This window comes from Ralstonia sp. UNC404CL21Col (assembly GCF_000620465.1).
Classification (GTDB): Bacteria; Pseudomonadota; Gammaproteobacteria; order Burkholderiales; family Burkholderiaceae; genus Ralstonia; species Ralstonia flatus.
Window position 1 is genome coordinate 1,096,750 of record NZ_JIBE01000003.1, and the last position, 13,988, is coordinate 1,110,737.

Here is a 13,988-nt window from a genome sequence, read left to right on the forward strand (position 1 = left end):
TACGAGCACGTCGCCGGTCGGGTACGCCGAATGGTCCAGAGATCCCACCAACGTACCCGCCGATTGGTGACTTTCAACTTTTCGACAGACGGGCGGCGGCACAGAAGGAAACGACGACGCCCCTCCAAACATGGCTATGGTTCTGCGCACCCATCCCTTGCTCTATTTGCAAGCAATCACAGCGCTGTCTTCTGCAATGCCACCCGGCACAACGTACGCCAACTGCCAGCACGTGCTCACCGGCAAGCCGAGCTATCAAGCTGAAACCTCACTCTCTACTCGATCGCGTTCGGCAGAAAATGTGTTTCGTAGAGCATTGAATGAACAAGCTGGCTTGGACTTTGACGAGGCAAAACTATTCTTTGACTGCTTGAAGGACGCGACCAAGCGCGATGACAAGAATGCCCTCAGTCGGCTCGTCCAATACCCCTTGCGCGTCCATGCTCTAGACCGAGCAAGCACCATCGCGACGCCGGCAGCATTTAGAAAGGAGTACCCGTCGATCTTCAACCAACGCGTGAAGGACGCAATCGAAGCACAACGATTCGAGGATGTGTTCGTGAGCTACCGGGGCATCATGATCGGGAACGGCCAGGTTTGGATCAGCGGCATCACGGAACAAGGCCGAAGTAAGCCGACGATCAAGATCATCTCCATCAACAACTAGCGAACCGACTTTTGTTCCTAGGGTTGGATGTCCGATGGAAAAAAAAGGCGCCGCCACCGCGACGCCCCACATCTCAATCACGCCGCATCCGGCTGCACCCCAGGCGCCGCCCGCTGAAACGCCTCCTGCGCCATACAGTGCTCAAAGATGCGCGCAAGCGTGGGGTAATCCTCCACCGCCACATCAAACCGCTTGCCGTTGAACACCTGCGGCACGAGGCACACGTCGGCCAGCGTCGGCGTGTCGCCAACACAGTAGGCGCCGGTCAGCGGCGACTGTGACAGCCGCGTTTCCAACGCCGCGAACCCCAGCTTCACCCAGTGGCGATACCAGTCGTTGCGCGCCTCTTCTTCCACGTTGAACGTGTTCTTCAGATACTTCAGCACGCGCGGATTGTTCAGCGGATGGATCTCGCAGGCAATCGCCAGGGCAATCGCGCGGATGTGCGCGCGATTGCTGGGCGAGCCCGGCAGCAGCGTGGGCTCGGGATGCGTCTCTTCCAGGTATTCGACGATCGCCAACGACTGGTTCAGCACGTCGTTGCCGTCGCACAGCACGGGCACCAGCGCATCGGGGTTCAGCTTGACGAAGTCGGGCGCCAGTTGCTCGCCCTTGAGCAGGTGCACCGGCGCGTAGTCGTACGGCAGGCCCTTGATCTCCAGGGCGATGCGCACACGGAACGACGCCGAACTGCGGAAGTAGTTGTACAGCTTGATCGACATGGCTTCTGACTCTTCTGTCGCGTCTATCAAATGACCTTGACGTGCAGTTCGCCCACGCCGTCGATCTTGCCGACCATCAGGTCGCCGACGACCACCGGGCCGACGCCTTCGGGCGTGCCGGTGTAGATCAGGTCGCCGGGGCGCAGTTCGAACAGGCGCGACAGATACGCAATGGTTTCCGGCACCGACCAGATCAGGTCCGACAGGTCACCGCGCTGGTGTTCGCGGCCGTTGACCGACAGCGTGATGGCGCCCTTGTCCGGATGCGCCACATCCTTGGCCGGCACGATCGGGCCGATGGGCGCCGAGCCGTCGAAAGCCTTGCCGGTCTCCCAGGGGCGGCCGCCCTTCTTTGCCGCGTTCTGCAGGTCGCGGCGCGTCATGTCCAGGCCGATGGCGTAACCGTAGATATGGTTGGCTGCCGTTTCCACGGCGATGTCGCGCCCGCCCGTGCCGATGGCGACCACGAGTTCGATCTCGTAGTGGCAATCCTTCGTTTCAGTCGGGTAGACGAACTGGCCGGTCTCGCCGTCTGCGATGTAGCGCACGGCGTCGGCCGGCTTGCAGAAGAAGAACGGCGGTTCGCGGTCGGGGTCGGAACCCATCTCGCGTGCATGAGCGGCGTAGTTGCGGCCGACGCAATACACACGGCGCACCGGAAACTGGCCTTGCCCGCCACGCACGGGAATGCCATTGACGGCGGGCGGGGTGACGACGAAATCGGTCATGCGGGTCTCCTCTGACTAAGCGGATTGGAACAGGTGGGAAACTGCGGCCACCGCCCCCCGGCGACCGACGAGTTTGCGAGGATACACCCGCACCGGGCCGGCGCGGTTCTTGCATGAGCAGCGTGCACCCTGCCCCACTTTGCACCATGCAAACGAAGCCGCCCATTCCCACCGCCCCACCCGCCGCAGCGCCCATGCGCGTGCTGCTGGTGCGTGATCCGCTCGACGCTGAACAGATCAATCTCGAGCTGATTCGCGCCGGGCTGGCGGAGGCTGGCTTTGTGGACGTCGGCCTGGCGGACGCCGACCTGACGCTGCCCGAGCGCATTGCCGAGACACAGCCCGACATGGTGATCGTTGCGTCCGAATCGGCCGCGCGGGACACCATCGAGCACGTCTGCGTGGCCACGCAGCATGCGCCCCGCCCGATCGTGCTCTTCACCGACAACGACGACGCCACGCGCATCAAGACGGCGTTTGCCGCCGGCATCACCGCCTACATCGTCGACGGCATCAAGCCCACGCGTGTGAAGGCCGTGCTGGACGTTGCCTATGCCCGCTTCGAACACGAGCGTGAATTGCGGGCCGAGCTGGACACCGCCAAGACGCAACTCGCCGAGCGCAAGGTGCTTGAGCGCGCCAAGGGCCTGCTGATGAAGCAGATGAACCTGTCGGAAGACGACGCCTTCAAGCGCCTGCGCAAGATGGCGATGGATCGCAACATCAAACTGGTGGAAGCCGCCCAACGCGTGATCGACGTGATGGCCGGTTGAGCGGTCAGACCACCGCCCAGTTTTGGTGCGTCGCACAACTCCGGCGCTGGAAACGCACCAGTCGCGCGCGGCGTTCCGAACCCCACACGTGGCGTTCCGAACCTCAACCGCCGAGCTAAAAGCCTCACGCGCCGAGTTCCGAGCCTCAACCGCCGAGCTAAAAGCCTCGCGCGCCGAGTTCCGAACCTCAATCGCCGAGCTAAAAGCCTCGCGCGCCGAGTTCCGAACCTCAATCGCCGAGCTAAAAGCCTCGCGCGCCGAGTTCCGAGCCTCAACCGCCGAGCTAAAAGCCTCGCGCGCCGAGTTCCGAACCTCAATCGCCGAGCTAAAAGCCTCGCGCGCCGAGTTCCGAGCCTCAACCGCCGAGCAAAAAGCCTCACGCGCCGAGTTCCGAGCCTCAACCGCCGAGCTAAAAGCCTCACGCGCCGAGTTCTGAACTCGGAACGCCGAGAAAAAAGCTCGGCGCGCGAAGATCGGGACTCGGAACGCCAGCATGCATCGCTCAAAGTTGGCATACCCCTTGCAAGTGTCGCTGCGAAGCCGGTGCCAACGTGGGTACCGGCACGGGACAACGGCGTCCCGATGCACGGCAGCGCGCCCCTCTTCCGGATGGGCGGCGGTCGCGCGTCGGGACGCTTTTTCTTTGGAGCCATGGATGGCCGCGCCAGACAAGACCGACGCTCTCGTCAACCCGATCAACCCGAAGCGCCGCAGCATCATGAAAGCCGCGGCGACGATTGCAGGAGGCAGTGCCGTGGCATTGATCGATCCGCTGGTGCGTGCCGGGGCCTGGGCCGCCGGTTCCGATGCGCCCGAGAAGACGGAGCTGAAAGTGGGCTTCATCCCCCTCACGGACTGCGCCTCGGTGGTCATGGCGTCCACGCTCGGCATCGACAAGAAGTACGGCATCAAGATCACGCCGTCGAAAGAAGCCTCGTGGGCGGGCGTGCGCGACAAGCTGGTATCGGGCGACCTGGATGCGGCGCACGTGCTGTACGGCCTGATCTATGGCGTGCAGCTCGGCATTGGCGGCCCAAAGAAAGACATGGCCGTGCTGATGACGCTCAACAACAACGGCCAGGCGATCACGCTGTCGTCCAAGCTCAAGGACGCGGGCGTCAAGGATGGCGCGTCGTTGAAGGCCGTCATGGCGAAAGACAAGCGCGAATATGTGTTCGCGCAGACCTTCCCGACCGGCACGCATGCGATGTGGCTGTATTACTGGCTGGCCGCGCACGGCATCCACCCGCTGCAGGAAGCGAAGGCGATCACCGTGCCGCCGCCGCAGATGGTCGCAAACATGCGCGTGGGCAACATGGATGGCTATTGCGTGGGCGAGCCGTGGGGTGCCCGCGCGATCGCAGACAACATCGGCTTTACCGCCGAGACCACACAGGCCATCTGGAAAGACCACCCGGAGAAGGTGCTGGGCACCACGGCAGAGTTCGTGCAGAAGTATCCGAACACGGCGCGTGCGCTCACGGCCGCGGTGCTGGAGGCAAGCAAGTTCATCGATGCGTCGGCATCAAACCGTCGCAAGACGGCCGAGACCATCGCCGCCAAGTCCTACGTCAACACCGACATGGACATCATTCTCGACCGCATGCTGGGGCGCTACTCGAACGGCCTGGGCAAGACCTGGGACGACCCGGACCCGATGCGCTTCTATCACGATGGGGCAGTCAACTTCCCGTACCTGTCGGACGGCATGTGGTTCCTCACGCAGCACAAGCGCTGGGGGTTGCTGAAGGCGCATCCGGATTACCTGGCCGTCGCCAAGCAGGTCAACCGCATCGACATCTTCAAGCAGGCGGCAACCGCCACCGGCACGCCGCTGCCCAAGAGCGACATGCGCACGGCCAAGCTGATCGACGGCGTGGTGTGGGATGCGAAGAACCCCGCCGCCTATGCGGACGGCTTCAAGCTGAAAGCCTGACGCCTCCGGCCTTCCGAATTTCTGATTGCGGTCCCTCACCTCGATGGAGCCCGACATGAACACGCTCGTCAAAACGTTGTCCGGCGTGCAGTCCGACGCCGCCCCTGAACGTCGCCGGTTCGTTGCGCGCGACTGGTTTGTCGCTGCCGTGGTGCGCGGCTTTCCGCCGGTGCTGGGCTTGGTTCTGTTTGTGCTGGCGTGGCAGGGCATTGCCACGGCCATCTCCGCATTGCCGACACCAGCGGTGACGTGGAAAGCAGCGGTCGCGCTGTTTGCCGATCCGTTCTATCGCAATGGCCCAAATGACCAGGGCGTGGGTTGGAACGTGCTCGCATCGCTGGCGCGCGTGGGCGCGGGCTTCGGCATGGCGGCGGTCATCGGCATTCCTGCGGGCTTCCTCATCGGGCGCTTTGCGTTTCTGAATGCGATGGCCTCGCCCATCATCAGCCTGCTGCGGCCGGTGTCGCCGCTGGCGTGGCTGCCGATCGGGCTGCTGCTGTTCAAGTCGGCCAACCCGGCGGCCATCTGGGCGATCTTCATCTGCTCGATCTGGCCGATGGTCATCAACACCGCCGTGGGCGTGACGCGCGTGCCGCAGGACTACCTGAACGTGGCGCGTGTGCTGAACCTGTCTGAATGGAAAGTGTTCACGCGCGTACTGTTTCCGGCGGTGCTGCCGTACATGCTGACGGGCGTGCGGCTGTCGATCGGCACGGCGTGGCTGGTGATCGTAGCGGCGGAGATGCTGACCGGCGGTGTCGGCATCGGCTTCTGGCTGTGGGATGAGTGGAACAATCTGAAGGTCGAGCACATCGTCATCGCCATCTTCGTGATTGGTGTGGTGGGCTTGCTGCTCGAGCACGCGCTGCTGGCGATTGCGCGGCGCTTCTCGTACGACGCGGTTTGAGGACATTGGGGGAGCGCCATGACAGACAAATTCCTGCGCATTGAAAACGTCGGGCAGACGTTCAAGACCAAGCGCGGCCCGTTCGTCGCCCTGCGCGACATCGACCTGACGGTGGCGCGCGGTGAGTGCATCGCGCTCATCGGGCACTCGGGGTGCGGTAAGTCGACGTTGCTCAATCTCATTGCCGGCCTCACGCGGCCGACCACGGGTGGATTGATCCTCGCCGAGCGCGAGATTGCCGGGCCCGGGCCGGATCGCGCGGTGGTGTTTCAGAACCACTCGCTGCTGCCGTGGCTCACGTGCTTTGACAACGTGTATCTCGCCGTCGAGCGGGTCTTCGACAAGACCGAGACCAAGGCGCAACTGCGTGAGCGCACGCATGCGGCGCTGGCGCTGGTGGGCTTGTCGCATGCCGAGCAGAAGCATCCGCATGAAATCTCGGGCGGGATGAAGCAGCGCGTGGGCATTGCGCGAGCGTTGTCCATGGAGCCGAAGGTGTTGCTGATGGATGAGCCGTTTGGCGCGCTGGATGCGCTCACGCGGGCCCATCTGCAGGACGAGCTGCTGAAGATCGTGGCGGCGACCGGCAGCACGGTGGTGATGGTGACCCACGATGTGGATGAAGCGGTGCTGCTGGCGGATCGCATCGTGATGATGACGAATGGGCCGGCTGCGACGATTGGCGAAGTGTTGACGGTGGATTTGCCGCGGCCGCGGGATCGGATGGCGTTGGCGGAGGATGCGGCTTATCACGCTTGCCGGACGGCGGTGTTGGATTTTCTTTATCGGAAGCAAAGGCATCCGGTGGCGGAGGCTGCCTGATTGCTTGGGGGATGGTTTTGTTGTTTTGACTTGGTGGTCCATCCCCTGTTTCATCCCCTGCCGGGGCTGACTCACTTTCTTTGTCCTGCCAAAGAAAGTAAGCAAAGAAAGGCGCGCCCGAGATGGCGACCCACTCCTTGAATTTCTGTAACCGGGCGGGGAAGGAGGCAAACTCGCTTCGCTCAGACAGGCCTCCTTCCTTTTTCCGCCCGCTTCCAGAAATTCAAGGCGCCATCTAGGGCAGGAACTTCAACGGCCAAACCGGCGTGATTTGGGCGTTGGCGTGGGCTCAAGCGTGGGTTGTGGGTGGGCGGTTCGCTTCGCTCCCTGCTTGGGGGCGCTGGACGCTTCGTATGTGGTGTTGCTTTCCCTGGCTGGGTGGCAGCCGACCCTTCTGGTACAAATGCGGGGCGAGCTTTGGCCCTGCTGCGTTTCTCTCCAGGGCGGTTCGCTGTGCCAAGCCAGGAGAGTGATCGAGTGGATACCGAAGCGTTCTTCAGGAAGGTCCGGACCTATGCGGAAATCTCGGAGGCGGCGGAGCGGGCGTGGGCTGCTCTGCTTCAACCGCGGCAGTACCGGAGAGACGAGTCGCTTGTCGTGGCGGGGGACGTGCCGACGCGGTTCGCCTTTGTTCTGGAGGGCCTGTTCTTCCAGCACTATGTCGGCCCGGAGGGGGACATGGTCATCAAGTACTTCTTTCCGGAGGGCCGGATTGCCGGCTCGGTCAGTGCGACGCTGCTTGGCAAACCGAGCCAATTTACGATCACCGCTATCGAAGACTGCAGTGTCCTGGAGTACGAATTCGCGGCATTTCGGTCGTTGATGGCGCGCTTCCCGGATATCGCGGCGTTCTACATCCATTACATGGAGCGCCACTGGATCATCGAGAAAGAGCCAGTCGAGATCGCCTTCCGCCACGACAGCGCGATGAAGCGCTATCGCAACTTCATCAGCAGCGAGCCCGATCTGCACAGGCGCCTGAAGCAGCATCACATCGCCGCTTGGCTGGGCATCACACCGGAAAGCCTGAGCCGCCTGCGCAAAGCGATTGCCTTGGGTGTGGGATGAGCGGGATGGCGTCTTACCAATAGTCAATGCGCCAAGGGTGTCCGCGCCCGTATCGTTCGGTCAGGCAAGCGCGGTGCTCGCCCTCAACCAAGGAGACCTGTCATGACCAAGTCGATCTTCATCAACCTGCCGGTCGCAGACCTGCCGAAATCCAAAGCCTTCTACGAAGCCCTGGGCTTCACGAACAACCCGCAATTTACCGACGACACCGCCGCCTGCATGGTGTGGAGCGAGTCGATCTTCGTGATGCTGCTCACGCACGCAAAGTGGCACACGTTCACCAGCCGCCCGCTCCCGCAAAGCGGATCGAGCGAAGTGATGCTCGCCCTCACCTGCGACAGCAAAGACGCCGTCGACCACATGAACGATGCCGCCGTGAAGTGCGGCGGCACAGCCGACATCAACCCCAAGCAGGACCTGGGATTCATGTACGGCCGCGCCCTGGCCGACCTGGACGGCCACATCTGGGAAGCCATCTGGATGGATCCCGCCGCGATCAGTTCGTGACGCCAAGCGCCAAGGCACGACAGACACATCGCCACGCCCGGCCCACCGCGCCGGTGTGGCCTTTGACTTTCCTGCCCTAGATGGCGCCTTGGATTTTTGTTGCGGGGAGGATAAAGAGGGGAGCCTTGTCTGAGCGCAGCGAGTTTGGCTCCCCTCCCTCCCCGCGACAAAAATCCAAGGAGGGGGTCGCCATCTCGGGCGCGCCTTTCTTTGGTTACTTTCTTTGGCAAGACAAAGAAAGTGACTCAGCCCCGGCAAGGGATGAAACAAGAGATGCACCACCAACAAAGAACACCCCACGCCCCACGCTAGCGCCAGCGCAAACCCCAGCGCTATGATCAAACCCACACAAAAACCCGCCCAGCTTCCTGATGCCCGCTCCCCCCATCCTCCCCGCCACCGCTACTGAAGACGCCTTCGCTAACGGCCCCTTCCCCGCCGCCCGGTTCATCAAGGAAATCGGCCGCGGCGCAGACGGCGCCCGCGCCCTGGTCAAGCACGACGCCCGTGCGCTCTTCACCGCCATGCTGGAAGGCCGCATCTCCGACGTGCAGCTCGGCGCCATCCTCATGGCCTATCGCATCAAGGGCGAGACGCCGGAAGAACTCGACGGCATGCTGGAGGCCACGCATGCGCATTGCCGGCCGCTGCCGGCGCCCGACACGCCAGAGCATGCGCTGCCGGTCGTCATCCCGAGCTACAACGGCGCCCGCCGCCAGCCGAACCTCGTGCCGCTGCTGGCCAAGCTGCTGGCGCGCGAAGGTGTGCCCGTGCTGGTGCATGGCATCCGCCGCTTCGACGGCCGCATCACCACGGCGGCGTTGTTCGAAGCGCTCGGCTGGCCGGTCTGCGAACACATGGACGACGCACGTCAGCGCCTGGAACGCGATCGACTGGCATTCGTGCCAATCGACGTGCTCTCTCCCCAGCTGACATCGTTGCTGGACAAGCGCGAGATCGTCGGCCTGCGCAATTCGGCCCACACGGTGGTGAAGATGCTGCAGCCCATTGGCGGGCACGCGCCGCACGAGGCGTTACGGCTGGTCAGCTACACGCACCCGGAATACCGCGACACGCTCACCGATTACTTTCTGCGCCACCCGGCCAATGTGCTGCTGGCACGCGGCACCGAGGGCGAGGCGGTGGCCGATGCGCGGCGCGGCAGTGCGGTGGAGTGGCTGCACGACGGCGCGCATGAAACGGTGATCGAAGCGGTGGAAGGTTCGAGCGACGCACCGCCTGAGCTGCCCGCGGGAACGGACGTGGCGGCAACGGCGCGGTGGATTGAAGCGGTGCTCGACGGCAAGCAGCCGGTGCCGGAGCCGATCGCCAAGCAGGTCCGCGCGATCGTGCGATGTGCACGACCGGCGCAGGCTGCCTGAGCGATCGCCGGTCTTACTTGGACGGCAGCGGGATGCGCTCCGTCTCGCCCGGCACGTGGGCGAAGGTGTCGGCCTCCCAGCGCTGCTTGGCGTCTTCAATGTCGGCCTTGTCGCTGGCGACGAAGTTCCAGTAGATGTGGCGGTGGCCGTCGGTCGGGTCACCGCCCAGCAGCATCACGCGCGACGACACCTGCGCGGTGAGCGTCACGTCGCCGCCCGGTTCCAGCACGGCAAGGTGGTGCGGGTCGAGCGCCTCGCCGTCGATGGTGACAGCGCCCTCGACCAGATACAGGCCGCGGTCTGCATGCTCGGGCGGAATCACCAGCGATGCACCGGCCGCCAGTTCCAGCGCCACATACAGCGTGCGCGAACTCACCTTCACCGGCGACGTCAGCCCAAAGGCATCCCCCGCAATGACAACGCCCTGCACGCCCGGGCATTCCAGCTTGGGCAGCGTGTCGGCGGCGTGATGGGCGAAGCTGGCGTCCACCTTTTCCTGATCCTTCGGCAGCGCTACCCAGGTCTGAATGCCGTGCACGCGCGCGCCCTTTTCGCGTCCCTCGGGCGAGGAACGCTCGGAGTGGACGATGCCGTTGCCGGCCGTCATCCAATTCACGTCGCCGGGCGTGATGGTCTGCACGCTGCCGAGGCTGTCGCGATGGACCATGCTGCCGTCAAACAGGTACGTGACGGTGGCCAGCCCGATGTGCGGGTGCGGGCGCACGTCGATGCCCTCGCCCGGCGCGAAATCCACGGGGCCCATGTGGTCGAAGAAGATGAACGGCCCGACCGTCTGGCGCGCCGCCGAGGGCAGCACGCGCTTGACCGAGAAACCGCCGAGATCCCGCACGTGCGGGCCAATGATGTGCTGAATGGACGTCATGGTGGAAAGCTCCTCAGGCGCGCTCGGCCAGCTCGGTGTCGACGCTGATCTCGACTTCCGTCATCAGCTTGTGAATGGGGCATTTACCGGCCACGCGCAGCAGGTCGGCGCGCTGCTCGTCGCTCAGGTCGCCGTGCAGGGTCAGCACCGTGCGCAGCTTGTAGCGGCCCTGGCGCTCCTGGGTGCCGTCGTGCTCGACGGCCACGTCGATGGAATCGAGCGGGTACTTGCGCTGGCGCGCATACAGCGTGACGGTCAGCGCCTTGCAGCTGGCCAGGGCCGCGTCAAAGTAGGCGTGGGGGTCGGGCGCGCTGCCTTCGCCTGTCGGCTTGGGCACATCGGTATAAGTGACGCCTTCGGGGAACGTCACCTTGTGGCGGAAAAGGCCTTCGGTGTCCTTGCTGACGACGATCGTCATGACGGCTCCTGTAACGGTTTCTGCAATGTCTGGGCAGTGTAGCCAACTTGCGTGACGCCACGGGAGCTGACACAAAGTGCCGCGTGCATCGCATTGGCCGGCGCCGCGATCACCCGACATTGCAGACATGACAATTCTGCCCACCCATTTAGGTGGAAACGCTCAAGCGGCGCGGTTTTCCGCCGATCTTCCGGTTAGAAGACATCCGCCCAGAAACCGCCCCGCTTACGCATTACCTGCATGGTTCCTCGCCGGCCGCTTGTCGCCATCGCCGGCGGCATCGGCTTTCTCCTCGTCCTTGTCGGGCTGACCGTGATGGTCGGCTGGCTGCGGCATTGGCCGTGGGCAGTGAAGGTCGGCACCGATCGGCTGCTGATCGTGTTCGCTACCGGCATCAACCTGACCCTGCTTGGCGTGGGGCTGACGGCGCTGCTGGTCGGGACGGTGCGGCCGAATGTGCGCTGGGCGGATCCGGTGGCCCGGGGGCTCGGCGGCGTGGTGGCTGTGCTGTCCACGCTGCGGATGGCCGAGATGATCACGGGTTGGCCGATCGGGCTGGATTTTCCCGCCGTACACACATGGCTTGACCGCCAATGGGTGACCGGATGGATCGGCGGCATGCACCCCAGCCACGCGCTGGCGATGGCCGCATCGGCAACGGCCCTGAGCCTTGTGCCGACGTTGCGCAAACCGCACCGCGCGCGGTGGTTCTGGGGCCTGGTCGGCCTGGCGATGCTGCTCTGCGCCGGCGACCTGCTCGGCCGCGCCATGGCGCTCGAATATCTGTACCCGACGTGGTTGGTGTGGCGCGCCTCGGACGTGGCCGCCATCTGCACGCTGCTGGTGGTCACGGGCGTGCTGTGCCTCGCGGTGATCCGGCAGCCGGGCATGCTGCGCCTGCGCTTGTCGCCGGAAGACACCATCGTGTGGATCAGCGGCGGCTGCGTGGTGCTGGCGGGCCTGGGCGCCACCATCACGGCGTTCATCATCCAGGTGGACAGCGTCAGCCAGACGTTCGGCACCACGCGGACGCGGGCGCTCTCCAGCTACGCAGAAGAGTTCGATCAGCTGCTGGCCATGCGCGCGGAGAGCCCGCGGCTGGTGGCCGCTGCCACGCACATCCAGGAAGTGCTCCGGCATCCGGCCGACAACGCAGCGCGCCTGCGCAGCGAGAGCGCGCTGCAGGCCTATCGCGAACAGGGCTACTCCTACCTGCAACTGCGTACGCTGGCGGGCGAGGGCATCGTCAGTCTCGGCACGCAGACGCCTAAGCCTGAGCTGTCGATTCCGCTGCACGCCGGCCTCCCGCCCGAGCGCGTCACGCTGCAATGGGTACACGGATTTGCCATGCGCACGGAAACGCCCGTCATGGCAGACGGCATGCAGATCGGCTGGCTGGTCGCCGAGCAACCGCTCGCCCACATGACCGCACGCTACGCCACCGAACGCGGCATCGGAAAGACCGAAACGCTGGCGATGGCGGGCTTGGATGCGCGCGGCCGCGCCATGTCGTTTCCGCAGCGCTTCGATGCGTACGTGTTCGAGCTGCCGGCGCTGACGCTCGACCGCCGGCCGCTGCCGTCGCGCTTGGCGCTGGCCGGCGAGGCAGGCTACGGCCAATGGCAGGACATCCACGGCATGCCGACCTCGTTCAGCTACACGCCGATCGGCCACACGGGCCTGGCGCTGATCAGCAAGATCGCCTGCGCCGAGCTGTACGCCCCGATGCGCGTGCAGTTTGAGCGACTCGCCGCCTTCATGCTGTGCCTGATGATCGGCAGCGTGCTGGTCATCCGCCTGACAGTGCGTCCGTTTGCCAACCGGCTGGCCGCGTCCGAACGTGCGCTGCGCACCGCCAACGAGAGCCTCGAGCGCCGCCGGGACGCCCTGCGCGCCAGCCGCGAACAACTGCGCCTCGTGGCCGACAACGTGCCCGCGCAGCTGAGCTACGTCGACCCCGACGGCATCGTCCGCTTTGCCAGCCGTACGCTGCTCGAAGCCTTCGGCCGCCGCGAAGACGAGATGCTCGATCGCCACGTGCGCGACATCTATGCCCCCGAGGACTATCGCGCGCTGCTGCCCTACATGACCGAGGTGCTGGCCGGGTACCCGGTGCAGTTCGAGATCCAGTCGATGCGCACGGGCGTGCCCCGCTACCTGAGCGGCCATTACTTTCCTGACTACGACGATCGCGGCACGCTGCGGGGCTATTTCTCGGTGCTGCAGGATCTGACGGCCCGCACCGCCGCCGAGCTGGCCCTGGCGCGCAGTGAACGCGCGCTCAAGCTGGTGCTCGACAACGCGCCGCTGCTGGTCTCGCACATCAACCCAGACGGCGTCTTCACGTTCTGCAACGTCACGCACGCACGTTGGCTGCAGCGCACTCCAGAGGACGTCTGCGGCCAGACGCCGGAACACGTCTTCACGCCCGGCACGTACGCCCTCCTTGCGCCGTATCTCGCGCGCGCGCAGCGAGGAGAGTCGGTCCAGTTCGAGATCACCGCGCCGTGGTACGAAAAACCGTCTGCCAGCGGTCTGCGCAGCCGCTCGCGACACTTCCGGGGCCAGCTCGTCCCCGATGCCGGCGAAGCGCAGGACGGCCGTTGCGGTTTCTATGCCTTTGTGCAGGACGTGACCGAAGCCAAGCGCAGCGAGATGGAGCTTTCGCGCATGGCGCGCTTTGACGCCCTCACCGGCCTGCCCAACCGCTACGAACTCTACGAGCGCCTGCGCGGCGCGCTGGAGCGCCGTCAGCGGCTGCCCGCCCCGCTGGGCGTGCTGTACCTGGACGTCGACCACTTCAAGCACATCAACGACACCTACGGCCACGCCGCCGGCGATGCCGTGCTGGTGGAGGTCGCGCACCGACTCCAGCGCGCCGTGCGTCGCACTGATACCGTCGCGCGCCTCGCAGGTGACGAATTCATCATCCTGCTGGATCCCATCGACGCCCCGGATGATGCGCTGCACACCGCCCAGAAGATCGTCGGCGCAATCCGCCCGCCCATCATCCTGCCCGGCGACACGATCCTGCACGTCACCACGAGCATCGGCGTGGCGTGCCCCGGCCCTGAGGTCCGTGAGCCCGACGCCGCTCTACGGGAAGCCGATCGCGCACTTTATTGGGCCAAGTCCCGCGGCCGTAACACTGCGGCCTAGCCGAGAACCGATGCCG

At 64.8% G+C, this 13,988-nt stretch carries 14 protein-coding genes; 10 read left to right on the forward strand and 4 right to left on the reverse strand.

What is annotated here, in order from left to right:
* Positions 1-130 precede the first annotated feature (130 nt).
* Entirely contained in the window at positions 131-667 is a 537-nt protein-coding gene (locus tag N511_RS25195; RefSeq protein ID WP_155954019.1) for a hypothetical protein, read from the forward strand.
* A 77-nt stretch (positions 668-744) separates the two neighbouring features.
* On the opposite strand, the gene maiA is transcribed toward N511_RS25195, so the two are convergent.
* Entirely contained in the window at positions 745-1,389 is a 645-nt protein-coding gene (maiA, locus tag N511_RS0105205; protein WP_037026290.1) for a maleylacetoacetate isomerase, read from the reverse strand.
* A 26-nt stretch (positions 1,390-1,415) separates the two neighbouring features.
* Positions 1,416-2,117, reverse strand: coding sequence for a fumarylacetoacetate hydrolase family protein (locus N511_RS0105210; RefSeq protein WP_027678326.1), 702 nt, complete (start codon positions 2,115-2,117; stop codon positions 1,416-1,418).
* 146 nt (positions 2,118-2,263) lie between these two features.
* Here N511_RS0105210 and N511_RS0105215 point away from each other — a divergent pair, with 146 nt between their 5' ends.
* The 8 genes from N511_RS0105215 (at position 2,264) to ybiB (ending at position 9,512) form a co-directional block, all read left to right on the forward strand.
* The gene (locus N511_RS0105215; protein ID WP_027678327.1) at positions 2,264-2,890 is read left to right on the forward strand and encodes an ANTAR domain-containing response regulator; all 627 of its coding nucleotides are present in this window, start codon (positions 2,264-2,266) and stop codon (positions 2,888-2,890) included.
* Between the two features lie 88 nt (positions 2,891-2,978).
* Positions 2,979-3,326, forward strand: coding sequence for a hypothetical protein (locus N511_RS23720; RefSeq protein ID WP_155954020.1), 348 nt, complete (start codon positions 2,979-2,981; stop codon positions 3,324-3,326).
* Between the two features lie 219 nt (positions 3,327-3,545).
* Positions 3,546-4,826 carry a CmpA/NrtA family ABC transporter substrate-binding protein gene (locus tag N511_RS0105225; RefSeq protein ID WP_027678328.1) on the forward strand — a complete coding sequence of 427 codons (1,281 nt, stop codon included), beginning with the start codon at positions 3,546-3,548 and terminating at the stop codon, positions 4,824-4,826.
* A gap of 55 nt (positions 4,827-4,881) precedes the next feature.
* Positions 4,882-5,733: a nitrate ABC transporter permease gene (ntrB, locus tag N511_RS0105230; protein WP_027678329.1), complete on the forward strand. Its 852-nt coding sequence runs from the start codon at positions 4,882-4,884 to the stop codon at positions 5,731-5,733.
* Positions 5,734-5,751: 18 nt separating this feature from the next.
* The gene (locus N511_RS0105235) at positions 5,752-6,555 is read left to right on the forward strand and encodes an ABC transporter ATP-binding protein (protein WP_027678330.1); all 804 of its coding nucleotides are present in this window, start codon (positions 5,752-5,754) and stop codon (positions 6,553-6,555) included.
* 477 nt (positions 6,556-7,032) lie between these two features.
* Positions 7,033-7,623, forward strand: coding sequence for a Crp/Fnr family transcriptional regulator (locus tag N511_RS0105240; protein WP_027678331.1), 591 nt, complete (start codon positions 7,033-7,035; stop codon positions 7,621-7,623).
* Between the two features lie 102 nt (positions 7,624-7,725).
* Positions 7,726-8,130 (forward strand): VOC family protein, encoded by a 405-nt coding sequence (locus tag N511_RS0105245; RefSeq protein ID WP_027678332.1) that lies wholly within the window; start codon positions 7,726-7,728, stop codon positions 8,128-8,130.
* A gap of 371 nt (positions 8,131-8,501) precedes the next feature.
* Positions 8,502-9,512, forward strand: a complete 1,011-nt coding sequence (gene ybiB / locus N511_RS0105250; RefSeq protein WP_027678333.1) for a DNA-binding protein YbiB — start codon at positions 8,502-8,504, stop codon at positions 9,510-9,512.
* 13 nt (positions 9,513-9,525) lie between these two features.
* Here the strand turns inward: ybiB and N511_RS0105255 are convergent, their stop codons facing one another.
* Positions 9,526-10,395 (reverse strand): pirin family protein, encoded by an 870-nt coding sequence (locus tag N511_RS0105255; RefSeq protein ID WP_027678334.1) that lies wholly within the window; start codon positions 10,393-10,395, stop codon positions 9,526-9,528.
* Positions 10,396-10,408: 13 nt separating this feature from the next.
* On the reverse strand, positions 10,409-10,813 hold the full coding sequence (locus N511_RS0105260; RefSeq protein ID WP_027678335.1) for an OsmC family protein: 405 nt from the start codon (positions 10,811-10,813) through the stop codon (positions 10,409-10,411).
* 240 nt (positions 10,814-11,053) lie between these two features.
* Here N511_RS0105260 and N511_RS0105265 point away from each other — a divergent pair, with 240 nt between their 5' ends.
* On the forward strand, positions 11,054-13,972 hold the full coding sequence (locus tag N511_RS0105265; RefSeq protein ID WP_027678336.1) for a diguanylate cyclase domain-containing protein: 2,919 nt from the start codon (positions 11,054-11,056) through the stop codon (positions 13,970-13,972).
* The last annotated feature ends 16 nt before the right edge of the window (positions 13,973-13,988 follow it).